Source organism: Gordonia sp. (in: high G+C Gram-positive bacteria) (assembly GCF_052106715.1).
Taxonomy (GTDB): domain Bacteria; phylum Actinomycetota; class Actinomycetes; order Mycobacteriales; family Mycobacteriaceae; genus Gordonia.
This window is the reverse complement of record NZ_JBQEDL010000001.1, coordinates 16,439-42,069: the sequence shown is the minus strand read 5'-3', so window position 1 is coordinate 42,069 and position 25,631 is coordinate 16,439. Positions and strand designations below refer to the sequence as shown.

Here is a 25,631-nt window from a genome sequence, read left to right as displayed (position 1 = left end):
TGCCTGAACGCTCCCTGAGTATTGTCCGTGGCTTCGGCGTGGGGATCGGTTCGCGGGCCCGTTTCGCCAGATCGTGCCGGTAAGCTCGCAAGCATGAGTGTGAAGTTCTTCCGCCTCGCGGCGATCACCGGTGCAGCGTTGGTCGCCGTCGGCGCGCTCGCGGCGTGCAATGACTCGACGACCACCAGCGCGCCGATCGGTACCGACGCCGTCACGACGACGTCGGTCGACGCTTCCGACTCGTCGCTGGCGTCGAAGTCGGTGGCCGACTCGGAGGACTCCAAGGAGGCCGAGGAGGGGGCGGCGCGTGCCAGTTCGTCGGCACCGGAGACCGAGCCGAATACCTCGACCAAGGTGCCGAAGAACTTTCCGGGCGTCACCACGCCGAGCGGATCCAAGCTGACTGATTCGGAGAAGGCGTACCTCGCCGACCTCAAGCGCCAGAAGGTCGAGTTCATGGGCGACACGGACAATAACGTCGCCCTCACCATGGGGCAGTACGTGTGCTCTCAGCGTGAGCAGAAGACCGACTCGACGATGATCAAGGCTTTCGTGACGGCCGCGATCGGTCCGATGACCGACAACGAGGCTCAGGCGAAAGACCGCGCCGACAAAGTGATCCGCGCCGCGGATCGAAACCTCTGCTGAGCGGGTGAGCAAGCGTAAGGCCGGGCGGAAGAGCGGGTCGCCGCTCCGGCGACTCGGCAAGGCAGCGCTGATCGTCGCGGCCCTCGCGATCGCGGCCATAGTGCTCGTCGTGGTCCTGCTCGTTGTGCTGCTCAAACCGCCGCCACCCGAACCTGGCGGACCATCCACGCCGCCGAAGTCGAGTGCGCCGGAGCGGCCTGACACCCAGCCAGCCGACTGCTCGGACGTGCTCGCACTCGTCGTGCCCGGCACCTGGGAGTCCAAAGCGGGTGATGACCCGTACGATCCGACCGCCAACAAGCGCTCGCTGATGCTGAAGGTCAGCTCGCAGCTTCAGGAGGAGTTCCCCAAGGGCACCGCTGATGTCTACACGGTTCCGTACATGGCCAAGTTCCGGAACCCGGCGAATGTCGGCGATCGACAGGCCACGTACAACGCCTCGCGTGCCCAGGGGATGCGACGTGCCGAAGAGAAGATCACCAAGACGTCCGAGCACTGCCCGTTGACCAAGTACGTGCTGATGGGCTTCTCGCAGGGCGCCGTCATCGTCGGTGACATCGCATCCGACATCGGCAACGGCCGCGGGCCGTTGTCCGAGCAGGACCAGGACCTGGTCCTCGGCGTGGGCATGATCGCCGATGGCCGTCGTCAGTCCGGACAACAGCACGACGTCGGTCCGAGCCCGAAGGGTGTCGGCGCGGAGGTCTCGCTCGGCGGAATCGGGTCGCTGATCCCCGGAACCACGATGACCGGTGCCCGATCGGGCGGATTCGGGTCGCTGCAGGATCGCACCTATTCGATCTGTGCGAAGGGCGATCTGATCTGTGAGGCCCCGACGGTCACCGCGCCGTTGAAGGCGATCGGTCAGTTCGCGAACGCCGCCAACAATCCGGTCCACGCGATGTACGCGACGACCCGCTACTGGGACCTCGACGGCGACACCGCAACGCAGTGGATGACCGCGTGGGCCTCACGTCTGATCCGCGACCAGAACTGACGCACGGGTAACATCTCCGCTGTTCACGCGGTGTAGTTGGGAAGACGCGGCGTACCTGCGGTAATCTGCTCGGGTTGAGGCCCCGGCCGACCGGCGGGGCACCCCTGAAACGAGGAGACGCTGCGTGAGCACACCCGACTCAGCGACGCACGACGCGGCCGGGCTGCGCAAGTTTCGGTTCGGTGCCGGCGGCGAAGGGAACAAAGACGAGGGCGGCGCCCGTAAGTTCGTCAAACTCGCCCAGACCGCCGAAGAGTACGGGTACGACACGTTTGCCATCCCGGACCACCTCGGTAACCAGGTCGGCCCGCTCGCAGCACTGGGAGCGCTGTCCCAGGCGACCAGCACCATCCGCCTCGCGACGTCGGTCCTCGCCAACGGCTTCCGTCATCCCGCCGTCCTCGCGAAGGAGGCCACCACCATCGACGTCCTGTCGAAGGGGCGGCTGGAGCTCGGTATCGGCTCCGGTTGGATGAAGGAGGAGTTCGACAAGGCCGGCATCGAGTTCGGTACGCCGGGCGAACGGATCCGGCGGCTCGACGAGGCATTGACGATCCTGGACCGACTGATGCGCGGCGAGAGGGTCGACTTCGACGGCGAGTTCTACACGATCAACAACCTGGAGGGCACCCCTCGGCCGCGCCAGGGGCCGCGGCCGCCGATCGCAGTCGGTGGCGGCGGCCCGAAGATGCTGGCCTTGGCGGCCAAGCACGCCGATATCATCTCCGTTGCGACCGGAACCACTAAAGAAGGCCTGCTCCGGCTGTCGGATATGACGATCGAGAAGACCGTCGAGCGAGTGGACAGGATCCGGCAGGCCGCGGGGGAGCGGTTCGACGAGATCGAACTCAACTGGACTATCGCGACCATTGTCGTCACCGACGACCGGGTCGCGACCGCGGAGATGGCGCTCAAGGCTCTCGAACAGGGGTACCCGCCGAACATCGCCCGCGACGTCGAGTTGAGCGTTGACGACATCCTGGCGTCGCCGTATCTCGCGTTCGGCACGTTTGAGGAGATCGCGGAACAGATCCGCGAGGTCCGTCGTCGGACCACGATGAGTTACGTCGGGATCTTCCCGACTCAGATGGATGCGTTTGCACCCGTCATCCCGCTTCTGCGGGGAGAGTAGGATCAACGAAGTTTTGCGTGTGAACGGGGACTGGCGCGGATGGAACCGCGACGTCGAGCACGTGACGAAGACACCGAACACCGCGGTCGCGAGCCGCGGACAGGAGTAATGGATGCTGAACACCGAGCTTGAGCAGTTCCTCGACGCCACCGGCAATCTCCGTTTCGAAGACGATGCGACCCTCGTCGACTATGTCGAGCGCAACGTCCGCGAGAACGGTGACACGCTCGCCTACCGGTACCTCGACTTCAGTCGCGAACGAGATGGTGAAGCGATCGACCTCACGTGGGCGCAGTTCGGCAAGCGGCTGCGAGCCGTCGCCGCCCGTCTCCAGCAGGTGACCAAGCCGGGCGATCGTGTCGCGATCCTCGCGCCGCAGTCCCTGGAGTACGTGATCGGGTTCTTCGCTTCGCTGTATGCCAGCACCGTGGCAGTTCCGCTGTTCAGCCCGGACGAGCCCGGACACACCGACCGTCTCGTCGGTGTCCTCGCCGACTGCACGCCCGCCGCGATTCTCACGTCGACGAAGTCGGCGGAAGCAGTCCGCGACTTCTTCTCCGATCGCCCGGCCAAGGAACGTCCGCGCGTCATCGCCGTCGACGCGGTCCCCGATTCGGTCGGATCGGCGTGGACCCCGCCGGAGGCCAGCCGCAACAACTTGGAGTCGGTGGCGTACCTGCAGTACACGTCGGGGTCGACGCGGGTGCCCGCGGGCGTCGAGATCACCTACCAGGCGGTGGCGGCCAACGTTCTGCAGATCTACGACTGCATCGAGATCGACCGCAACGCGCGCGGTGTCACCTGGCTGCCGATGTTCCACGACATGGGGCTACTCACGGTGATCCTGCCCGCGCTCGGTGGCCGATACATCACGATCATGAGCCCGATGGCGTTCGTCCGTCGTCCCGGACGATGGATCAAAGAGCTGGCGGCCGACGCCGACAATTCGCCGACCTTCGCCGCTGCACCGAACTTCGCATACGAGCACGCCGCGGCGCGTGGACTGCCGAAGGACGGCGAGGAGCTCGACCTGTCGAACGTCATCGGCCTGATCAACGGGTCCGAGCCGGTCACCGTCAGTTCGATGCGCAAGTTCAACGAGGCGTTCGCGCCGTACGGACTGTCGGAGAAAGCGATCAAGCCGTGCTACGGCATGGCCGAGGCGACCCTGTTCGTGTCGGCGACGCAGCGGGACAACAAGGCGAAGATCAGCTACGTCGACCGCGACAGACTAAACGCGGGCGAGTTCGTCGAGGTCGACGAGAACGCCGAGAACGTCGTCGCACAGGTGTCCTGCGGTCAAGTCGCGCTGAGCGAGTGGGCCGTCATCGTCGACCATGACACCGCGACCGAGCTGCCCGACGGTCGCGTCGGGGAGATCTGGCTGCACGGCATCAACATGGGCGTCGGCTACTGGAACAAGGACGAGGAGTCCCGCGAGACGTTCCAGAACGTGTTGAGCAACCCGCTGCCCGAAGGCAGTCACGCCGAGGGCACTGCCGAGGGCAGCACCTGGATGCGCACCGGCGACTACGGCGTCTACTACGACGGCGAGCTCTACATCACCGGCCGTGTCAAGGACCTGGTGATTGTGGACGGCCGCAATCACTACCCGCAGGATCTCGAGGGCAGCGCCGAAGACGCAAGCATCGCGATCCGCCCGGGCTTCGTCGCAGCGTTCGCCGTCCCGGCCAACCAGCTTCCCGACGAGGTCTTCGAAGGGGACTTCAGCGGATTGACCCGCGACCCCGACGATGCGTCCGAGCAGCTCGTCATCGTCGCCGAACGCCCCGGACGTAAAGCCGACCCGCAGGAGGTGGCCGACGCGGTTCGCGCGACGATTGCGGGCCGGCACGGGGTCATGGCCCGCGACGTGCTGTTGGTGCCCAACGGATCCATTCCACGCACCTCGAGCGGCAAGATCGCTCGCCGTGCCACGAAGGCCGCCTACATCGACGGAACGCTGCGCGGCGGCTACCGGCAGACGGCGTTCCCGGATACGAGCGACTAGAGCAGGACGGGGCCCGGTGTGTCGCGAACGCGACGATGCACCGGGCTTGTCTGTTACCACGGGTCGGGGGCCGAGCAGTAGGGTGAACAACGATGTCTGAGAACACTCCCACCGGTGCGTCCGGTGCCCCCGAGAACGCAGGCGAGACCGCCGGCGGCCTGACCGTCGACGAGCTGAGGGACTGGCTGCGTCAATGGGTCGCCAACGCCGTCGGACAGGCCGTCGACACGATCCCCGTCGAACGTCCGATGGAGGAGCTGGGACTGTCCTCACGGGATGCCGTCGCGCTCGCCGCTGACGTCGAGGACAAGACCGGCGTCATCCTCAACGCGACGGCCGTCTACAACCATCCGACCATCGCCTCGCTGGCCACCCGCATCATCGAAGGCGATCCCGACGCCGACGTCGATGCGGACGCGGACCGATTCTGGGAGCGCGATCGCGATGACGCCGACGACATCGCGATCGTCGGCCTCGCGACCCGCTTCCCGAAGGCCGGGGACACGCCGGAGTCGACGTGGCGGGCCCTGATCGGCAACGTCGACGGCATCTCCGATCTGCCCGAGGACCGGTGGGCCGAGTTCAAAGCCGACCCGCGCCTGGCCGAAGCCATCGAGAACGGCAACGTTCAGGGCGGCTACCTCGACGATGTGGCCGGCTTCGACGCCGACTTCTTCCAGATGTCTCCGCGCGAAGTGGAGAACGTCGACCCGCAGCAGCGACTCGCGTTGGAACTGACGTGGGAGGCGCTCGAGCACGCCCACATCCCCGCGAGCGATCTGCGCGGCGGACAGGTCGGTGTCTTCATGGGCACCTCGACCAACGACTACCAGCTTCTCGCGACCCTCGGCCTCAACGAGGGTGCCAGTGAGACGGCGGCGTACGCGCTGACCGGTACCGCGACATCGATCATCGCGAACCGCGTGTCCTACTTCTTCGACTTCCACGGCCCGTCGCTGGCGATCGATACGGCGTGCTCGTCGTCGCTGGTCGCCGTCCACGAAGGGGTTCGCAGCCTGCGCAGCGGCGACTCCGACGTCGTGATCGCCGGCGGCGTCAATATGTTGATCACGCCGGCCGCGACACTCGGCTTCGACCAGATCGGTGCGATGGCGCCGAACGGTCGCATCAAGGCGTTCTCCTCGGACGCCGATGGCATGATCCGCTCGGAGGGCGGCGGCGTGTTCGTCCTCAAGCGACTCGCCGATGCGCGTGTAGACGGCGACCGGGTGCTCGCCGTCGTCGCGGGTAGCGCGGTGAACTCGGATGGCCGGTCGAACGGCATCTTCGCGCCCAACCCGGAAGCCCAGGTCCAGGTCTTGCGGTCGGCGTACAAGGATGCGGCGATCGACCCGCGCACGGTCGACTACGTCGAGGCGCACGGCACCGGCACCGTCCTCGGCGATCCCATCGAGGCCGATGCTCTCGGGCGAGTCGCCGGACGTGGGCGGCTGCCCGGTTACCCGATGCTGCTCGGTTCGGCGAAGACCAACTTCGGCCACATGGAGGCCGCCGCGGGTGCGGGCGCGCTTGCGAAGGTCGTCCTCTCCTTGCAGAACGACGAGTTGCCCGCATCCCTCAACTACGTCGGTCCCAACCCGTACATCCAGTTCGACGCCACCAATCTCAAGGTCGTCACCGAGAACTCCCCGTGGCCGCGGTACTCGGGTCACGCGATCGCGGGTGTCTCGGGTTTCGGGTTCGGCGGCACCAACGCGCACCTGGTAATCCGCGAGGTGCTTCCGGCCGATCTCGCCTCGACCGTCGACGTCCCCGCCGAGGTCGCGTCCGCGCCCGCCCCGGACGTCGACGACGATGACGACGACGACTTCTTGACCGAGGCCGAGCGGGCAGTGCTGGCCGCGCAGGCTAAGCGCGCACCCGAGCCGGTCGCAGTCGCCGAGGCCGACCCGGCCGACGGTTTCGCGCCCGCGGCCGTCGAAGGGGCGGTGGTTCCGCTCGTGATCTCCGGCTTCCTGGCCTCGCGCAGGCGTAAGAGTGCCGCCGACCTGTTGGCGTGGCTCGAGTCCGACGAGGGCGCAGCGACCCCGCTCGTCGACATCGGCCGCACGCTGGCGCACCGGAACCACGGTCGTACGCGTTCGGTCGTCATGGCACGCACCCACGAGGACGCGGTGAAGGGCGTGCGCGCCGTCGCCGAGGGTAAGGCCCTGCCGTTCGTCTACACCTGCGATGCCCCCGACGCCGCGTCGGCCGTCTGGCTGCTGTCCGGCTTCGGTTCGCAGCACCGCAAGATGGCCAAGCAGCTGTACACCGAGAACCCGGTGTTCGCGAAGTACGCAGACCGCGTCGACGCGATCATCGAGCGCGAGCTCGGCTACTCGATGATCGAGATCTTCCTCGACGACGAGCAGACGTACGCGATCGAGACCTCGCAGATCGGCATCTACCTGATCCAGGTGGCGCTGGCCGACACGATGGCGCACCACGGTGCTACGCCGGGCGTCCTCGTCCCGCACTCGATGGGTGAGGCGTCGGCCGCCTACATCTCCGGCGGACTCTCGCTCGAGGACGCGACTCGCGTGATCTGCCAACGCTCGCGGCTGATGGGCGAGGGCGAATCGATGCTCGTCGGCGACGACATCCGGCTGATGGCGCTCGTCGAGTACAGCGCCGACGACATCAACGACGTCCTCGTCGACTTCCCGGATCTGGAGATCTGTGTTTACGCGGCGCCGACGCACACGGTGATCGGCGGCCCCGAGCCGCAGGTTGACGCGATTGTCGAGCGTGCAGAGGCCGAGGGCAAGCTCGGTCGCAAGCTGCAGACCAAGGGCGCGAGCCACACGTCGCAGATGGATCCGCTACTCGGAGAGCTCTCGTACGAGATCACCGGCATCGAGCCGCAGCGGTTGAACGTCGGCCTCTACAGCTCGGTCGACCGAGAAGCGTTCTACCGGTCGGGCCACGAGCCGATCCACACGATCGACTACTTCTTGAAGGGACTGCGCCACAGCGTCTGGTTCGCGCAGGCTATCGCGAAGTCGGTGGAGGCGGGCCATCGCACCTTCGTCGAGCTGTCGCCGAACCCGGCCGTGCTCATTTCGGTCGCCGCGACCACCTTCGGCGCGGGCGTGCACGACGCGGAGCTCGTCGAGACGCTCCGCCGCAAGGAGGACGAGAGCTACGGCCTGGTCAATGCGCTGATGAAGCTGTACGTCCACGGACATCCGGTGGACGTCGCGTCGTTGTTCGGCTCCGGTCAGGACGCGGCGTTCGCCGACATCCCGCGTACGCGCTTCGACCGCAAGCCCTACTGGTTGTCGGCGACCGTCGCGAGTGGTTCGGGTAGCGGGGTCGTCCCCGGTGCGCATGTCGGTCTTCCCGACGGTCGTCACGTGTGGGAGGTCAACGCCGCGGCCGTCACCGATCTGCGGGAATTGGTGCTGTCCGCGGCCAAGCAGATCCTTGGACCGGATGCCGAGATCGCCGCGACCGAGTCGGTCCGCGCGGTCCCGTCGCAGGGCACGGTCACCACGACGTTCACCAAGCATCCCGGCGGCGGCGCGATCGCCGTCTACGCTGATGCGGCCGGTGCTCATGCGCTGTTGTACGAGGCTGCGGTCACCCGATCGCGGGCGGCGTCGACCAGCGACGCTCCCGCGGCGGCGGACATAGCAGGTCAAGCACAGACGAGTCTCGACGAGTCGGCGGCCGGCACCGTGATCGTCGAGGACGAGATCGTCGAGGACATCGGCGGCAAGTGGAGCCCGGAGTCGGGACAGAGTGTCGGCGACCGCCTGGCGATCATCGTCGGCGAGTCGATGGGGTACGACCCGGAGGATCTGCCACGGGAGATCCCACTCATCGAGTTGGGCCTGGACTCGCTCATGGCGGTCCGTATCAAGAACCGCGTCGAGTACGAGTTCGACATTCCGCAACTCCAGTTGCAGGCGATGCGCCAGGCGAACCTCGGCGACGTCGAGAAGTTCGTGCAGTTCGCGGTGACCCACCGCGATCAGCTCGACGTGCTCAACGAGCAGATGACGACCGGCGGCGAGCTCGACACCGCAGCCCTCAACGACTACATCGACGAGCAGATCCAGAAGGAGTCGGAGCCGAAGGCGCAGACTGCGCCTCCTGCTGACCGCGTAAGCGGTGAGGAGCCTGCGACGGAGAGCATGACGAGATCACCGGACGATGCGCCGGAATCGGGCACCGTGGAGAAGGCCCCCACCGAGCCGACGGACCTCTCGTCGCAGGCGGCGGTCGCCGAGGCCGCCGGATCGGACGTGCCCCCGCGCGACGCTGCGGAACGTCTCACGTTCGGCGCGTACGCGGTCGTGACCGGGAAGTCCGCGGGCGGCATCTTCAACAAGCTCCCCGTGCTCGACGAGGACACGGCGCAGAAGCTGACCGATCGCCTCAACGAGCGGACCGGCGGCGAGGTCGACGTCGAGGACGTTCTCGACTCGGAGACCATCGAAGAGTTGTCGGACTACGTGCGCCAGCAGATGGACGACGCAGGCGACGTCGACGGTTTCGTCCGCTACCTGCAGGTCCCGACCAAGGACGGGAAACCGCAGCACGTCTTCGACACCACGGCAGGCGACCGTGCTCCGATGCTGCTGTTCCATCCGGCGGGCGGCAACACGACTGCCTACGAGGCGTTGGTCAAGCGGCTTCCCGACGACCTGCCGGTGATCGGTTTCGACCGTGTCGAGGGGTCGATCGAGGAGCGCGTCGAGCAGTACCTGCCGAAGCTGCGCGAGATCGCGCCGCACGGTCCGTACGTGCTGGTCGGCTGGTCGCTCGGTGGCGCCCTCGCCTACGGTGCCGCGCAGACGTTGTCGGCGGCCGGCGAGGAGATCGCGTTCGTCGGCCTCATCGACGTCGTGCGCCCGAGCAAGGACGTGCCGGACACCCCGGAGAACAAACGTGCCCGGCTTGAGCGCTGGAAGAACTTCGCGGTCAAGACATACGGGCTGGACGAGAACATCCCGGTGCCGATGGATCGGCTCGTCGACGCCGACGACGACGAGCAATTCGCGATCATTATGGAGATGATGGCGATGTCAGACGCGAAGATCCCCGGCGGCATCATCGAGCACCAGCGAACCTCGTTCATCGATAACCGGGTGCTGAGCAACATCAAGCCGACACATTACGACGGCAAGGTGGTCCTGTACCGCGCGGACAAGATGCACGACGGCGCGATCGAGTTGGAGCCGCAGTGGGCGGAGATCGACGAGGACGGCCGATGGGGCGAGGTTGTCGACGACTTGGAGATCCTGCACATCGGCGGCGATCACCTGGGCATCGTCGACGAGCCGCACATCGCGAAGGTTGCGACCGACCTGTGCAAGCGTATGGAAGAACTGGAGGCGCCGTGACCGACGACGTGACCGCAGGCACCACGACTGCCGGGAAGCTCGCTGAGCTTCGAGAGAAACTGGCGATCGCTGACGAGCCGGGCGGCGAGAAGGCTGTCGCCAAACGCGCTAAGAAAGGCATTCTCTCGCCGCGCAAACGCCTCGAGCTTCTGTTCGACGAGGGCACGTTCGTCGAGGTCGGTGCGCTCGTCAAGGCCGCCGGTGCGGACGACAGCGGGTTCGGTGACGGCGTGGTCACCGGACACGGTCTGGTCCACGGCCGGCCGGTCGCCGCGTTCAGCCATGACCAGACGGTGATGGGCGGCAGCGTCGGTGAGATGTTCGGACGCAAGGTGTCGGCGTTGATGGAGTGGGCAGGCAAGCTCGGCTGCCCGATGGTCGGCATCAACGACTCGGCGGGCGCTCGCATCCAGGACGCGGTCACGTCGCTGGCCTGGTACGCGGAGATGGGTCGACGCAACGACCTGCTGTCGGGTCTGGCCCCGCAGGTGTCGGTGATCCTCGGTAAGTGTGCCGGCGGAGCCGTCTACACGCCCGCGAACACCGACGTCCTCGTCGCAGTTGAGGACAAGAGCTACATGTTCGTCACCGGGCCGGACATCTTGAAGGCGGTCAACGGTGAGGAGATCTCGGCCGAGGATCTGGGCAGCGCCCACAATCAGGCGCGGTGGGGCAACATCCACCATGTCGCGGAGGACGAGAAGGCCGCGTTCGACTGGGTCCGCGAATACCTGCAGTACATGCCGTCCAGCGCGTACGAAGAGCCGCCGGTCATCAACCCGGGCCTGGAGCCGGAGGTCACCGAGTCGGATCTGAGCTTGAACGAGTTCATGCCGGACAGCGACAACGCGGGCTACGACATGCATGACATCATCCTGCGACTGTTCGACGACGGTGCGTTCCATGAGGTCGGGGAGATCTTCGCCCCCAACATTCTCACCGGTTTCGCGCGCGTCGACGGGCGCAGTGTCGGCGTCGTCGCCAACCAGCCGAACGTCATGGCGGGAACGCTCGACACCGACGCCTCGGAGAAGGCCACGCGGTTCGTGCGCATCTGCAACGCCTACAACATCCCGTTGGTGTTCCTGGTGGACACCCCGGGAATCCTGCCTGGCGTCGTCGAGGAGCAGAAGGGCACGATCCGTCGCTCGGGCAAGTTCCTGTACGCCTACGTCGAAGCCGACGTGCCGAAGGTGACCGTCGTGCTGCGCAAGGCGTATGGCGGTGCATACGCGGTGATGGGCTGTAAGCAGTTGGGCGCCGACATCAACTTCGCGTGGCCGACCGCCAAGATCGCGGTGATGGGCGCCGAGTCGGCGGCCGTCATGCTGACCCGCCATCAGACTGAAGGACTGTCGGTCGCGGACGCCGACAAGGTGCGTCGTGACTTCGTCGACTTCTACAACGTGATGATGGCGAATCCGTACCTGGCTGCGGAGAAGGGCTACATCGACGCCGTCATCGAGCCTTCGCAGACTCGTCTGCAGCTACGCAAGGCGCTGGCTCAGCTCCGTGACAAGACCGTCATTCGCACCGCGCGCAAGCACTATCTGATGCCCATCTAGCGCCCGGGTCCGACCAGAACTAGAACAGTCGATCGTGTGGATCGTTACCCGGACCGGGTGACGATCCACCATTGATGTTCAGATGACAGACACATTCTGGTCGCGATCTCGAAACCCATGCCGCCGAACGTAGTTCGAGTGACTTCCGCACGGATGAGAACTCTGATCGCAATCGTGGTGGCGCTGGCCGGGCTCGTGGCCGGGTCGAGCGTCGGCGCACCCCGGGCGGCCGCCGCGAGTAATGCGGTGCCGAACTACGAGGTGAAGCTCAACCTCACCTCGGCCGCGCTCGACGCGTCGAACGGTCCCAGCTCGGCCGTCCGCTCGACGCTCGGGCTTGGCTCGTCGAGTACCGGCTCCACATACGAGTACTTCGACACCGGCTCCCTCGCCCTCAACGGCGAGGGGTGGAGCGTCCGGCTCCGACACGAGCAGAGCGAAGACCTCGACCTCAACTACAAGCGGCGTTTCGCGGTGATCGGCGGAAACATCGACGGCGCGCTGACCACGGCGAACAAGGCCGGATTCGACAAATCTGACGACAACTACGACGCACAGGTCGACTGGACCTACGACAAGCAGACCCTGAGCTTCGCCAATAAGAAGGACAGCTCGTCCGCGGGACTGTCGGGTACCTCGCTGCCATCGGCGTCGGACGCCGTCGACCTCGTGGTTGACAAGATCCCCGGCAAACTCGAGGACACCCGGAGTAAGAACTGGGGCAAGGACACGCTGAAGGGATCACGCGCCCACGGTCCGGTGACCAGCCGGAACTGGAAGGGCACCTGGCACGGCACCAAAGTCGACGTGGAAGTTCTCCCGGTCCGGGCCGCATCCGGATCGGGTACCGAGCGGATCGTCGAGTTCTCGTTCAAAGCAGACGCCCTCGCCGAGGCGACGGCCCTGCGCGCCGCAGCCATCACCGAGCTCGACGCCAAGGGCTGGCTGCTCAAGTCGGGTGTCCTCAAGACCAGCCTGATTCTGGATCGGTACTGACCCGATGGAGATCACGACCACCTCTGGAACCGGGGTCGACGTCGTCGGCCTGACCCGCGTGTTCGGGGACGGTACGGGACTCAACCCGGTCGATCTGACGCTGTCTCCCGGTGAGTTCGTGTCAGTGCTCGGCCCGTCGGGCTGCGGCAAGTCGACTCTCCTGCGCTGCCTGGCCGGGCTCGAAGAACCCGATGCCGGCCGCATCGCATTCGGCGACCACGTCGTGTACGACCACGCGCACAAGATCGACGTGGCCGTCCGCAAGCGTGCGCTCGGCATGGTCTTCCAGGACCTCGCGCTGTGGCCGCACCTGGACGTCGCGGGCAACGTCGCATTCCCGCTGAGAGTGGCAGGGGTCGGTAAGACGCAGACGGTGCAGCGTGTCACCGCGATGCTCGACCGTGTCGACCTGGGGCTGTATTCGGAGAAGGCGCCGCACCAGCTGTCCGGCGGGCAGCAGCAGCGCGTCGCGATCGCGCGGGCCCTCGTCGCACACCCCGCGCTCCTCCTCCTCGATGAACCGTTCTCCGCACTCGATGTCGCACTCCGCGGCAAGCTCCGTGTGCAGTTGCGCGAGTTGACGACGCAGCTGCGGGTCACCTCCGTGTTCGTGACCCACGACCAGACCGAGGCCATGTCGATGTCCGACAGGGTGATCGTCATGAACGCCGGGCGCATCGCGCAGATCGACGCACCCGAGACCCTGTACCGGAGGCCGGTGGATCGCTTCGTGGCCGAATTCCTCGGCGCCGTCAACGATCTGCCCGACGGCGGTGCTGTCCGCCCCGAGGCGGTGCGTGTGGCCGAGTATGCGGTCGACGCCGACGTCACCGCCGTTGTCGACCACTCGGTGTACGTCGGCGGAGTCTTCGAGACGACGTGCCGTGTCGCCGGTTCTGCGCGGCCGTGGCTGGTCCGCACCCACAACGGCTACTCGCACGGCGAGACGGTGCCGTTGACCGTCGACCTGCGTGCTCGGATCCTCGACGCCGCCGCCGTCGACCTCGTCTCTCCCTGACGGGCGCCTGCGCCCGGCCCAATCACCTGCGGTGCGATCAGCGCTGCTCTCGAGAATAAGGACACCACTATGAAGCTCCGTTACGTGCTCGTCTCAGCGGGCGGCGCCCTGGCCCTCGCGTTGTCGGCGTGCGGCAGCGTCACCGACGACGGGACCGCGTCCGAGGTCTCAGCCAGCTGGAAGGCTCCTGACGGGCTCACCGGCGAGCTGACCCTGTACTCGGCCAACCCGCAGAAGCTCAACGACAATCTGACCTCGGCGTTCACCGATGCGACCGGTGTCAAAGTCAATGTCTTCGGCGGCGAGACCGGCAAGCTGACCGCCAAGCTCGACGCCGAGTGGGCCAACCCGCGCGCCGACGTCGTCTACCTCGCATCGTGGGCTCCCGCAGCCAAGTACGCTGCCGCCGGCCGGACCATGGCGCTCGAACCCGCGGACGCAGACAAGCTGCGTGACGGTTGGACCGGCCCGAACGATCAGTTCGTTGGTCGGGACGGATCGGCGCTCGCGCTGGTCGTGAACACCAAGGTCGCGCCGTCGACGCCGAAGGACTGGGCCGACCTGGCGGCGCCCGACTTCAAAGGCAAGGTCCTCATGCCGGATCCGCGTGAGTCGGGTACCGCGCGCGACCTGATCGCGGCGATGGTCGCCGCGAACGGCAAGGACAAGACGTGGGAGCTGTTCGACAAGCTCTTCGCCAACGGGCTCGCCGTGCAGGGCGCCAACGGCCCCGCGCTCGACGATGTGACCGCGGGCTCGCACGCTGTGGTCCTCGGCGGTGTCGACTACTCCGCGTACACGGCCATCGACAAGGGGGAACCGCTGAAGGTGGTCGCACCCTCGTCCGGAACCACCATCACTCCGCGCCCGATCATGGTTCTCAAGAGCACCAAGAACCCGAAGGCCGCCACGGCGCTCGTCGATTTCATGCTCTCGAAGCAGGGGCAGCAGATCTCGGCGGCCAGCAAGATGATCCCGGCGCGCAGCGACGTCCCGGTGGCATCGGGCAATAAGCCGTTCGACGAGATCAAGCGACTCGACTTCACCTGGGACGAGGTCCAGAAGACCGGCTCGGGCATCCTCGACGAGTTCACCGCGCGGTACCTGAAGAAGTGACCTCTCTGCCAGGGCACGCCCCGACCCCGACACCAACGCCGACGCCGCAGCGCCCGCGCCGCCTTGTCGGGGCTCGGGGCGTGCTCGCTCTCGCGGTGGTCCTCGCCGTCGCCGTCGCCGCACCGCTCGTCGCGGTGCTCATCCGCGCCGTCATCGGCTACGACGGCAGTCCGTCCGCGCTGGACGCGCTCGCCGACGCCGACAACCTCCGCGTCATCGGCAACACCGTGCTCCTGGGTGTACTCGTCGTCGTGATCGCGACCGTGATGGCCGCACCGCTCGCCTATCTCATGTCGTGGACGCCGATGCGCAACAAGCGGTGGATCGACATCGCGGTGATGGTCCCGTTCATGACTCCGCCGTACGTCGCCGCGCTCGCCTGGATGGACTTCACGCGCGTCGACGGCCTCGCCGACCGGTGGCTCGGGAACTGGATCGGCGACGGCATTCGCGCCATCCTGGACACTCCGGTCGGCATGGCCGCCATCATGGCCTGTGAGCTCTTCACCTTCCTGTACCTGTTGCTGCGCAATCGATTCGACGCGATGCCCGCCTCAAGCGACGAGGCCGCCGAAGTGTCGGGAGCCTCGTGGGGACAACGGCTGCGATGGATCGCCTCACCACTGATGACGCCGACGTTTGCGCTCGGTGCGCTCGTGGTTTTCCTGCGCGCCTGCGCCGAATTCGGCACACCGATCACCCTCGGCAATCGCATCGGCTTTCCAGTGCTCGTGTCCGAGATCTATCGCAACGTCACGATCGACCCCCTCGACTTCCCGCGCGCCTCCGCATTCGCGACGGTGCTGCTCGGCATGGGGATCACCGTATGGGGTTTACAGCAGTGGGTCGCGCGCAAGGAGGTGCCGCTCGGTGCGCGTACCGGCCGCCGCGTGCTGGTCCGAGACAGCCGCTGGCGACTGGTCGGCTATCCGTTGATCACCGCGGTCCTCCTGGTGTCGGTCGTGGTGCCGTTCGTCGCCGTGATCATCGGCGCCATGACGGTCCTGCGTTCGGGACCGCTGAACCTGAGCAACCTCACCTTCGACTACTTCACGCGCGTCCTGCAGCCCGGACAGGGACTCGAGGCCTTGGAGAACAGCGCCGTCCTGGCCGCGGTCGCGGCTACCCTCGCCACACTCTTCGTCCTCGCCTACGTCAGCGTCATGACAGTCGCCCGGCCGAAGACACCCGCACTGCCCGGGCTGCGCAGGCTGGTCGACCTCCTGGGCGTCGCGCCCGATACAGTGCCCACGATAGTGCTGGTCATCGGCTTCATCTTCCTGTGGAACGCTCCCTGGCTGCCGGTGACACCGTACAACTCGGTGTGGATGATCCTCCTGGCCTACACCGTGATCATGCTCCCGCTGGTCCTGCAGTCGATCAAGGCGTCCCGCACATCGTTCGGCGACGGGTTGCTCGAGGCGAGCGCTGCCGCGGGAGCGACGCCATGGCAGACGACGTGGTACGTCATGGTGCCGCTGATGGCTCCGGGGATCGTCGCCGGATGGCTCCTCGGCTTCCTGTTCGGGCTACGCGAAGTGGTGGCGTCATCGCTGCTGCGCCCGGCGTCGCTGGAACTCGTATCGCCGTGGATCCTCTCCGAGTTCGATCAGGGCAACCGACCGGAGGCGATGGCGATGACCGTGGTCGGCGTACTCACCTCCACCGTCGTCCTCGTGGTCCTGGAATGGTGGCGTCGCCGGATGCAAGCGGCCCGGATGCACGAGAGTAGGGGCGCGTAGGTGGTGGTCCTCGCGCATGTCGCCGACGTGCATCTCGGCGCTCGACTGCGCGGCATGCCCTGCTATCCGGGAGCTCCGGACATCGATCCCGTCGAACTCGCCTATGCGGCATTCGACGACATGGTGGCGAGCGTGCTGAACGGGGGCTACGACGGTGTGCTGCTGGCCGGGGATCTGTTCGATCGGGGTGTGCCCGACTCACGCGCGCTCGACGCCGCGAACAACGCGTTAGCGGCCTTCGACGACGCCGGTCTGCCGGTCGCGATGATCCTCGGAAACCATGACGTCGAGTCCGCGCTGCCCAGAAACCTGCGGCTGCCGCCCGGAGCATGGATGGCCCCCGGCGACGGGGCCCGAACGGTGCGGTGGCCCGCCGCAGGCGTTGCCGTGCACGGCCGGTCGATCACAGATGCGGCCGAGCCCGCCGATCTGACCGGGTCCTATCCCGCGCGGGAGAAGGGGTTCTGGAACGTCGGGCTGCTTCACACGAGTCTGGCTGGCGGCCGGAGCAAGCGTGCGCTGGCACCGACGACGGTGGCGAATCTCGAACGGATCGGCTACGACTACTGGGCGTTGGGGCACGTGCATCAGCGGATCGCCGACTCCGCGCGCGTGGCCTACGCGGGCAGTGTGCATCCCTCTCGCCGTCCGGAGCTCGGTCCGCGTGGACACCTCCGCGTCGAATTGCTCATCGAAGGGGCACCGCGGCTCACCCCGGTCGACACGTCGCCGGTGGTTCGTGAGCCGCTCGTCGCTACGACCACAGACGACGTCGTGGCCGCCTTCGGGGCGTACTCGCGGGCCGCTCACGACCCGGTCGTGGTCTGGACTCTCGACGGCCCGCCGTCGCTGTTGGAGGCGGCCCGCGAACTCGCGTCGCAGCACGACGGCTTCGCGGTCGCATCGGGCAGATGACAGCGTGGCTCCGGCCACCGGCCGGGCGAGCCTAGGGCTAGGAGACCTGGTCGTAGGTCAGCTTCACGGCCATCACCACCACGACGACGAGCAGTGCGTATCGGACGATCTTGGTGCCGCTGCCGAGGACGAGGCGGGAACCGAGCACCGAGCCGGCGATGTTGGCGACGGCGAGGATCGCGCCGAGCAGCCACATGACGTGCCCTTGCGACGCGAAGACGGCGAGCGCGCCGATGTTGGTCGCAGTGTTCGCGACCTTCGCCATTGCCGCAGACTGCAGGAAGCTCTGGTGCAGCAGTGCGGTGAGCGTGATGATCAGGAACAGCCCGGTACCGGGGCCGAACACGCCGTCGTAGAGGCCGATCACCGCGAGCGTGCCGAGCGCGACGGCGAAGCGGATCGGCGACACCGGCTCACGCGATTCGTGCGTCGTCCCGAACTGCGGGCGCAACGCGACGAAGGCGCCGACGGCGAGCATCAGGACGATGACGAACGGTCGCATCACGTCGGAACTGACGGCGGAGGCCGCGAGGGCGCCGCCGACGGCGGAGAGCCCCGCGATCGGCACACTGATCGCCACGATCCGACGGTCCACCGACACCCGCCGCAGATACATGACGGCGGCCGTCGCGGTGCCCCACACCGCGGTCAGTTTGTTGGTGCCGAGCGCGGTGGCGGGAGCCGCACCCGGAAAGGCGATGAGCAGCAGGGGGAGGAGGACGAGCCCGCCGCCTCCGACGACGGCGTCGATCCAGCCTGCGACGAGAGCACCACCCGCGAGCAGGGACAGCAACGGCAGGCTCGGTAGATCCACGTCGCCAGATTACCCAGCGTCGCGGACGCCGCATGCCTACGCTTATCCGCTATGGACACTATCGACGGACTGCCGTTGCATCCGCTCATCGTTCATCTCGTGGTCGTCGTGGTGCCCCTCGCGGCTCTCGCCGTAGTCGTCGCGGCTCTTTGGCCACGGGCGCGGGCGTGGATGGGTCCTACGCCGACGATTCTGGCGCTGATCGGTCTGATAGTCACACCGATCGCGACGACCGCGGGCGAGAACTTCCAGGAGCGATTGGGACTGTCGTCTCCCGCAGTAGACGAGCACACGTCGGCGGGCGACGTCGTGATCGTGGGGGCCGGCTGCCTGTTCGGCGCTGCCGCCCTCCTGTACTTGATCGGCCTTCCGCTGGTCACCGAGCGCCTGAAGCTGCCGCAGTCGGTCGTCGCCGCGCTCGACGTCGTCGCGCGAATCCTCGGCATCCTCGCCGCGATCGCCGCCGTCTACCTCGTCTTTCGGGCGGGAGACACCGGCGCCCGCGCCGTCTGGGGTGCGTAGCAGAACACTCGTCCGAGCGCGCTCGGACGTTCCCAGGCGAGGGAGATCAGTAGCCTTTCGCGCGCATCGGAGCGGGGTTCTCCAGCCCGCTCACAGTGTGCGATCCCTTGATGATCTCGGCGGGTTCGGCGTCGGGGACGAGGGGAAAGAAGCGCTCGAGTCCGCCCCAGTCGCGTCCCCAGTTGTTACGCAGATAGGTGGGCACCAAGGTGTAGCGAAGGAGTGCGTCGGTGATGCCGAGCGGCCCGCCGTTCACACCGTCCGACCACGTCTGCGTGTTCTTCCGGGTCGCCTCGGCGTCGGGCATGATCCGCCAATCCGGCAACTCGAGCAGACCGTAACTGACGGCCATCGGTCGCTGACACGGGAACACCAGGCCGGGCATCCAGTCGATGAACACCGGGTCGGTGCGCCCGACGACATCGTTCAACGTCGCGAGCTTCGGTAGGCGCGGCGGGGTGATCGCCACCCACTCCTGGGCGGCTATCGCGTCGTCCACTACGTGCAGCCGGACGACCGAGGCTTGCGGTGGCGCGTTCTTAAGTTCGAAGCGCAGCGTCCGCCAGTTCGACGACGTCGCGAATGCGTCGTGGGGGACTTGGGGAGCCCCCACGGGAGTCACGCGGCCGTCGACGCCGACTCGACCGTATTCGGCGACGACCCGGCGTCCCGGCGTGATGACGCCGAACTCGTCGATCGCGGCGATCGAGCCCGCTGCGGCGACCGCCAGCAACGGCTGGTCCTCACCTGCCTGCCCGGCCTGCACGCCCACGTCGTACCACCCGGTCGTGAGCTCGCTCGCCCTCGTGGAACCGTAGCTTCCGAGTACCGGGACCGTCGCCGGATCCAATCCGTACGGCAAGGTGACGGCCTCCGCGGAAGCGACCGGCTCGTCCGACGATTCGGCTGCCGGATCGTCGGACGTCGCGTCGTCGAGCTCCGAGTCCACGGAGTCGCCGCCCGCTGTCGGCGGAGTGATGACGTCGTCACCGGATTCGTCGTCGCTGGAACGACGTTGGTCGAGCGGGTCGATGAGCACGTTCGACGGGATGCCGTCGGCAGTGAACCCGGAGTTGGCTGCACCCAACGAAGCCTTCGCGGCGGGCGCTGGCCTGCCGTCGACGGCGGCAGGCCGCAGCACTGCCGTGTTCGGGTCGGCTTCGACGAGCACGTCGTTCGCGAGCCCGCACTCGTCGCCCGTGAGGGCGCGTGCGTTCGATTTGGCCCACGACCAACTGTCGCGCTGCACCCATGCCGCCTTCACGAAGGAGCCGAGCATGATGAGGACGACGATCGCGGCGATCACCGGGATCGGCGAGAACGTGAACTTGAGGAGGCCGGACTTGCGGGCTCCGGTGCGGATCTCGTCGTCGACGAAGTCGTCGCGGAAGTGGAACCACAGTCCGACGGCGGCGACCGCGAGAGCCGCCGCCAACATGACCCAGCTGAGTTTGACTCCCGCGACCTCGATCGGCCGGTCCCACCACGGGATGCCGTACGAGCCGACATACCACCACATGTTGGTCCCTGCCGTCGCGACCGCTGTGACCAGCAGGACGGCCGCGGCGAAGAATGTGCGGTTGCGGCGCGACCGCAGCAGCTTCGGCGCCATCATCGCCGTCGTGCCGGCGACGAGGACCGCGCCGATCGCGGCGTAGATGCCGAAGTGGTGCGTCCACTTGGTCGGGGTGAACGACGTGAAGAACATCGTGCCGATCATCACGCCGATCAACCGCCAGAACGGGCCGCGTGCGACACCCGCCGGACGCCTGCTCGACATGAGTCGGAAGATCGCGACGACGAGTGCCAAGATCATCATGAGAATGCCGAACCGGCGTGGGAAGGTGCCGTCGCCGGTGTCCAGGACCAACCAGTAGTAACGGGTCGGCTCGCGCCACCACTCCTCGGTCGGGCCGACCTCGGTCGCGACCTTGTTGCCTTCCGACAGTGGGCCGAGGGCCTGCGAATAGAAGATCATGAAGAGCACAGCGGTGCCCGCGGCCAGCACCGGTGCGATCAGCGCCACGAGTCCGTCGCGTCTGCGTCGCGAGACGATGCCTTTGACGAGTGGACGCAAGCCGGCGATCAGGGCCGCGGCCGCCATCAGGCCACCGGGCGCGAGGGCCAACGTGAACCCCGCGGTGACGGTCGCGATCGCGAAGGGCAGCAGACGTTTCGTTGCGATGGCCCGTTCCACGCACACCCAGGTGAGGAGTGCGCCGACGGCTTCTGCAGGCTCGGGACGGATGCCGTTGTTGTACGGCATCCAGATCGCCAGGAACACGGTGGCGCCCGCCCAGACGGCCGCCGTCGAGTTGCGGACCGCCCGCCCGAGGCGCGGGATCGCTTCGCGGCTGATGATCCACCAGCCGAGGAGTCCGAGGAGGAAGGCGGGGAGCCGTAGCCACGGAGTCGCGACCGAGATATGCGTCATCCACGACAGGACCTGGAAATGCCATCCGAAGGGGTCCTGCGGCACCCCGAAGTAGCGGAAGTAGTTGTCGGCGTACCCGGCCTCGCCGGTGATGCGCGCGACGGTGATGTTGTAGCCGTCGTCGGACGTGTTCCCGCCGATCAGCCACCATGCGGCGAGCACGAGGAACACTGCGACATCGGGTCCACGGATGGTGAACCAGCCGCGGGGGAGGAACCGGTGGTGTCCGCGGCCGTCGCATGAGTCGAGAACGCCGAGTGTGACCAGCGACAGCAGCGTCATCACGATTCCGACGATGATGGCCGCCAGCTTCAACGGGGTCGGGGAGTTGACGAAGCGAGTGTCCACAGTCGCGTGCAGAGACAATCCGTCACGTGGAGCGTTCGAAGGCAGATCGGAGAACACGCCGACGATCTGCGGCCGCATGTCGGGCGATGCGTTCCGGTAGTCGGTGCTCTGGGTCCCGCCGATCTGGCCCGCCGGCACGCCTGTGATGGCGGCCCGTACGCCGTCGGCACCACCGGTGAAGGTGAGCGCGCACTCGGGTGAGGACTGGGCCACGCGTCGGTCGACGGACAGGAGCACGACGTCGCGCACCACCATCGAGATGGTGTCGGCGCTCGCCCGGACGAACATTCCGCGAGCCGTCGCATCCTGCCCGTTCGCGGGGATAGTGGACATCAGGTCGCCGCCTGCCGCGGGGAGCTCCCGCGCCAGCGAGCACGGGACGGACGTCGACATGTCGATCGGCACGAACGACACCATCGGCGCGGTAACGTTCGTGACCTCGTCGTTCTGTGGCCACGCGAGTTCGGCGGTCTTCTGGTCGATCGGCAGAATCGGCGTCAGGATCGCCATGAGAAAACCGATCAGACCTGCGACGGCGGCGACGAGTCGCGTCGCGCGGTAGCCGCCTGCTCGCGGACTCCATCGCCGATTCGAGGCGGCAGGAGCGTCGGTGAGGTCAGTCATTGTTCGGCTCCAGGCGAATCGATCCGGTGCGGTGCCAGCCCCACTGGGTGACGGCCGCGGTGTCGACGCGAGCAGTCGTGGCGTCGGGCGTCAACGGTGTCAGTCTCTCCACCGACCCCCAGTCCTCATGCCAGTCGTCGCGCAGATAGGTAGGAACGGTGACCTGCGACGTGGTCGACTCGACGACCGACAGTGGTCCGCCACCGTCAGCGGCCATCCAGGTACGAGACTGCGAGTTCGCGGTCACGAAGTCGGGGAGAACCCGCCACCGCGGGACCTGCGCGACGCCGTGCGCGAAGGTCATCGGGTTCTGGCACGGGAACTGGGCTGCCGCCATGAAGTCGACGAGTGTCGGATCGGTCGAGCCGACCATCTCCTGCAGGGTGACGAGCTCGGGCGCACGTGGCGGCGTGATCGCGATGAACTGCTTAGGACCGAGGTTAGTGTCGGCGAGGTCCAAGCGCATCACGGTGGCCGCCGCGGGAACCGCGGTCATCGGCACACGCAGGTTGCGCCACGGAAGGTTCGGGGTGATCGGGCCCGCGTCGATCGGGACGACGTCGCCTCCGACCTGAACGAACTCACCGTCGGGGCCCGGCTTGCCGAACTGGGCGACCAGCTTCTGACCGAACCGCCAGTGGCCGTCGCGGTCGATGGTCGACACGGCGCCGGCAGTCGAGAACGAGATGATGGGCGACGCGTTGCGCGCGGGCAGCGTGTACCAACCGGTGGTGAGGTATGCGTTGGCCGTGAAACCGTAGCTGCCGAGCACCGGCGTGGTGGCCGGGTCCAGACCGAACGGGAGGGCATGTGTCGAGCCGTTGACGGTCCGCGGACCGGTTCCGCCCGTGGTGCCTGCGCCGAGTCCGCCGATGATCGAGAACGGCTTCGACACCGATCCAGCGACGTGCATCTGTCCGGCTCGCGCACTCGACGGGGTCGGCGTGAGGTCGGCGGGGATCCCGTCGGGGCTGAAACCGACGGACTGGCTGCCGGTGAGGGCGGCGGTCGGCGACGCGTCCTTCGCCGGGACCAGCATTCCCTTGTTCGGGTCGGGTTCGGCGAGGACCTGATCGGCCATGCCGCAGGTGTCGCCGCCGAGTGCGTCGACGTTGTTGGTGAACACGGTCATCGCCGGGCTGCGGGTGACGACTGCCTTGCCGAATACGGCGAGGGTCGCGACCACCATGAGGCCGGCGATCAGCACGAGCGGGGTGTGCGCGAACATCAGACGGCGTCGGTCGCCCGCGCTGTCGGGCTGCCCCGCGTCGTGGTGGGCGAGACCCTTGTTGGCTACGTAGTCGTTGCGCAGGTGCTGCCAGAGGGCGACGGCGACGGCGACGACAGCGAGCGCCAGAAGGATCGACGAGATCTGAATTCCCTTCACCGCCGGAGCCATGTCGAACCAGGTGATCCCGAAGCGGTACGCATACGGCCACGCGTTCTTGCCCGCGGCCGCCGCGGCCAACGCGAACAGCAGTCCCACCGATAGCAGCGACAGGTTGCGCGAGGATCGAGCGCCGGCCTGCGCGATCGCGAGACAGGCGACGGCCGCGAGTGCGGCGCCGAATCCAGCGAACACGCCGAAGTGGATCGTCCACTTCACGGGGGACAGGAAGAACAGCAGGAGAGTGACGCCGAACGCGCCGATCAGCCGCCATGTCTGACTCGATGCGACGCCCGCGATGCCGCGTCGACGCAGCAGGACGGCGGCCGTCACGATCGCCGCGACGAACAGCAGGAGCACGGGGATGCGTCGGGCGAGGGCGCCGTCGGGAGTGGTGACGGTGAGGAAGAAGTAGCGGAGGAACTCCTGGTGCCACGGGATGATCGGACCGGTCTGGTACCGGGTCTTCATCGCTTCGAGAACGGTCATCAGGCTCTGGTCGCGGAACACGATGACCGAGACGACGGTCCCGGCGGCGACCATCGGCGCCAGCAGGGCGAGCAGACCTGCTTCCCGACGGCGGTCGAGGAGGACGTGCAGGAGCGGGCGGGCGGCGACCACCAGGATCGCCACTCCGATGACGCCCTGCGGGGCGAGGGCGAGCATGCCCGCGGCGAGGGTTGCGGCGAGTGCGGCCGGGAGGAGACGGTGCCGGGTGATCGCCGACTCGGTGGCCCACCAGGTGAGCAGCGAGCCGAGAACGATGATCCCCTCGGTGCGCAGGCCTGAGCAGAACGGGAGCCAGAACGCGAGGAACACGGCGGCCGCGGTGGCGACAGCCCAGGCCCGCGACCCGAACCGCCCGATCAGCCCCGCTTCGCCCGGCCCGGACAGGAGATGGGGCAGCACGATCCGGGACAGCACGAACCACGCAGCCAGTCCGGCGACGAGGATCGGCAGATGCATCCAGACGATGCTCGTGGACACCTGCGACCACAGCGACAAGAAGCTGTAGTACCAGTCGAACGGAGCCTCTGCGATGCCATAGAAGCGGTAGTAGTTCGACATGTAGCCGGACGCGTCGGCGGTCCGCCCCATCGTGAGGATGTAGCCGTCGTCCGGGGCCGCCGCACCCAGGAACGTCCACACGACGAGGACGGCAGTCACCACGGCGTCGCTCACCCGTGGTCGGACGTGGGCGAACACGGTCTGCGACCGAGCGAGGAGCCGACCGGTGTACCCGTTCGACCTGTCGAGGCACCACAGCGCGAACAGGGCGAGCAGCGTGGCGAGGACGGTGATCACCATGACGACGATCTTCACGATCGACGGCGAGTTCTCGTACCGGTTGTCGACGTCGATCCGTGCATGCATCCCGGACTCGGCCATGGCCGTCACCTGCGGGGTGGTCAGGGACGTGTAGAAGCCGTCGATCTGCGGTCGCTCACTCGGGCCGAGGTCGCTCGCCGGTCCGAGTCCGGTGAACTGAGCTCCGGTGGCCGCGGCCGACGAGAACACGTGCAGCTCGCCGCACCGACCTGCGGCGATGTCGGCGCGCGAGGCGGAGGCAGCGACGTTCGCTCGCATGGAGACGGTGACAGTCGAACGGTTCGCGGTCACCGCCAGTGTCCGCTGCGATGCGCCCTTCGCCTTCGCGGGCATCGTCGATAGAACGGTCGCTCCCTCGGCGGGCAACGTCGCGAGCGCACGGCACTCAATCACCACGTCCACCGACTGCGCCGTCTGCGCGATGAGCGGCGCGATCACGGACGGATCGTCGGCGTTCAAGTCCTGGCCCTGCGGCCAACTGACGGATGCGGACGTCTGAGACACGGGAAGCAGCGGGACCAGAACAGCGGCGATCACCGCGACCAGACCGGCGACGACAGCCAGCAGTCGGACCGCACGCGAAGAGAGCGGGCTCGAAGGAGGTTCGACGTCGGGGTCGGACGGAGCTGCGGTCGACACTGGCACGGGACTTGACGTTAGTCGAGAGTTCCCCGACCTC

15 protein-coding genes are annotated in these 25,631 nt (G+C 67.2%); 12 read left to right on the top strand and 3 right to left on the bottom strand.

Going from position 1 to position 25,631, the window contains the following annotated elements; translation table 11 throughout:
• Positions 1-93: 93 nt before the first annotated feature.
• The 11 genes from ACTIMF_RS00145 to ACTIMF_RS00095 all read left to right on the top strand — a co-directional run bounded on the left by ACTIMF_RS00145 (position 94) and on the right by ACTIMF_RS00095 (position 17,494).
• Complete coding sequence (locus ACTIMF_RS00145) at positions 94-648, top strand: hypothetical protein (RefSeq protein WP_442348245.1); 555 nt, start codon at positions 94-96, stop codon at positions 646-648.
• Positions 649-652: 4 nt separating this feature from the next.
• The gene (locus ACTIMF_RS00140) at positions 653-1,645 is read left to right on the top strand and encodes a cutinase family protein (RefSeq protein ID WP_442348244.1); all 993 of its coding nucleotides are present in this window, start codon (positions 653-655) and stop codon (positions 1,643-1,645) included.
• A gap of 124 nt (positions 1,646-1,769) precedes the next feature.
• Complete coding sequence (locus ACTIMF_RS00135; protein ID WP_442348243.1) at positions 1,770-2,777, top strand: LLM class F420-dependent oxidoreductase; 1,008 nt, start codon at positions 1,770-1,772, stop codon at positions 2,775-2,777.
• 112 nt (positions 2,778-2,889) lie between these two features.
• Positions 2,890-4,788 (top strand): long-chain-fatty-acid--AMP ligase FadD32, encoded by a 1,899-nt coding sequence (gene fadD32 / locus ACTIMF_RS00130; RefSeq protein ID WP_442348242.1) that lies wholly within the window; start codon positions 2,890-2,892, stop codon positions 4,786-4,788.
• Positions 4,789-4,880: 92 nt separating this feature from the next.
• Positions 4,881-10,142 (top strand): polyketide synthase Pks13, encoded by a 5,262-nt coding sequence (pks13, locus tag ACTIMF_RS00125; RefSeq protein WP_442348241.1) that lies wholly within the window; start codon positions 4,881-4,883, stop codon positions 10,140-10,142.
• Positions 10,139-11,707, top strand: a complete 1,569-nt coding sequence (locus ACTIMF_RS00120; RefSeq protein WP_442348240.1) for an acyl-CoA carboxylase subunit beta — start codon at positions 10,139-10,141, stop codon at positions 11,705-11,707. The genes pks13 and ACTIMF_RS00120 overlap by 4 nt, the downstream gene beginning before the upstream one ends.
• Positions 11,708-11,845: 138 nt before the next feature.
• Positions 11,846-12,703, top strand: a complete 858-nt coding sequence (locus ACTIMF_RS00115) for a hypothetical protein (protein WP_442348239.1) — start codon at positions 11,846-11,848, stop codon at positions 12,701-12,703.
• Between the two features lie 4 nt (positions 12,704-12,707).
• On the top strand, positions 12,708-13,721 hold the full coding sequence (locus tag ACTIMF_RS00110) for an ABC transporter ATP-binding protein (protein ID WP_442348238.1): 1,014 nt from the start codon (positions 12,708-12,710) through the stop codon (positions 13,719-13,721).
• A gap of 69 nt (positions 13,722-13,790) precedes the next feature.
• Positions 13,791-14,837 (top strand): extracellular solute-binding protein, encoded by a 1,047-nt coding sequence (locus ACTIMF_RS00105; RefSeq protein ID WP_442348237.1) that lies wholly within the window; start codon positions 13,791-13,793, stop codon positions 14,835-14,837.
• On the top strand, positions 14,834-16,579 hold the full coding sequence (locus ACTIMF_RS00100; protein WP_442348236.1) for an ABC transporter permease: 1,746 nt from the start codon (positions 14,834-14,836) through the stop codon (positions 16,577-16,579). The genes ACTIMF_RS00105 and ACTIMF_RS00100 overlap by 4 nt, the downstream gene beginning before the upstream one ends.
• Positions 16,580-17,494, top strand: coding sequence for a metallophosphoesterase family protein (locus tag ACTIMF_RS00095; RefSeq protein WP_442348235.1), 915 nt, complete (start codon positions 16,580-16,582; stop codon positions 17,492-17,494).
• Positions 17,495-17,531: 37 nt separating this feature from the next.
• Here the strand turns inward: ACTIMF_RS00095 and ACTIMF_RS00090 are convergent, their stop codons facing one another.
• A complete protein-coding gene (locus tag ACTIMF_RS00090; RefSeq protein ID WP_442348234.1) occupies positions 17,532-18,308 on the bottom strand; it encodes a TSUP family transporter in 777 nt (258 codons plus the stop codon).
• A gap of 51 nt (positions 18,309-18,359) precedes the next feature.
• Here ACTIMF_RS00090 and ACTIMF_RS00085 point away from each other — a divergent pair, with 51 nt between their 5' ends.
• Positions 18,360-18,830, top strand: a complete 471-nt coding sequence (locus ACTIMF_RS00085) for a DUF2231 domain-containing protein (protein WP_442348233.1) — start codon at positions 18,360-18,362, stop codon at positions 18,828-18,830.
• Positions 18,831-18,876: 46 nt separating this feature from the next.
• On the opposite strand, the gene ACTIMF_RS00080 is transcribed toward ACTIMF_RS00085, so the two are convergent.
• Together ACTIMF_RS00080 and ACTIMF_RS00075 are read right to left on the bottom strand one after the other, a co-directional pair.
• On the bottom strand, positions 18,877-22,236 hold the full coding sequence (locus ACTIMF_RS00080) for an arabinosyltransferase domain-containing protein (protein ID WP_442348232.1): 3,360 nt from the start codon (positions 22,234-22,236) through the stop codon (positions 18,877-18,879).
• A complete protein-coding gene (locus tag ACTIMF_RS00075; RefSeq protein WP_442348376.1) occupies positions 22,229-25,591 on the bottom strand; it encodes an arabinosyltransferase domain-containing protein in 3,363 nt (1,120 codons plus the stop codon). Before ACTIMF_RS00075 ends, ACTIMF_RS00080 begins: the two co-directional genes overlap by 8 nt.
• Between the last annotated feature and the right edge of the window lie 40 nt (positions 25,592-25,631).

Excerpts from the sequence above, each read along its gene's own strand:
- ACTIMF_RS00145 (WP_442348245.1), top strand. The coding sequence starts at position 94 with ATGAGTGTGAAGTTCTTCCGCCTCGCGGCGATCACCGGTGCAGCGTTG.
- fadD32 (WP_442348242.1), top strand. The coding sequence starts at position 2,890 with ATGCTGAACACCGAGCTTGAGCAGTTCCTCGACGCCACCGGCAATCTC.
- pks13 (WP_442348241.1), top strand. The coding sequence starts at position 4,881 with ATGTCTGAGAACACTCCCACCGGTGCGTCCGGTGCCCCCGAGAACGCA.
- ACTIMF_RS00110 (WP_442348238.1), top strand. The coding sequence starts at position 12,708 with ATGGAGATCACGACCACCTCTGGAACCGGGGTCGACGTCGTCGGCCTG.
- ACTIMF_RS00105 (WP_442348237.1), top strand. The coding sequence starts at position 13,791 with ATGAAGCTCCGTTACGTGCTCGTCTCAGCGGGCGGCGCCCTGGCCCTC.
- ACTIMF_RS00085 (WP_442348233.1), top strand. The coding sequence starts at position 18,360 with ATGGACACTATCGACGGACTGCCGTTGCATCCGCTCATCGTTCATCTC.
- ACTIMF_RS00080 (WP_442348232.1), bottom strand. The coding sequence starts at position 22,236 with ATGACTGACCTCACCGACGCTCCTGCCGCCTCGAATCGGCGATGGAGT.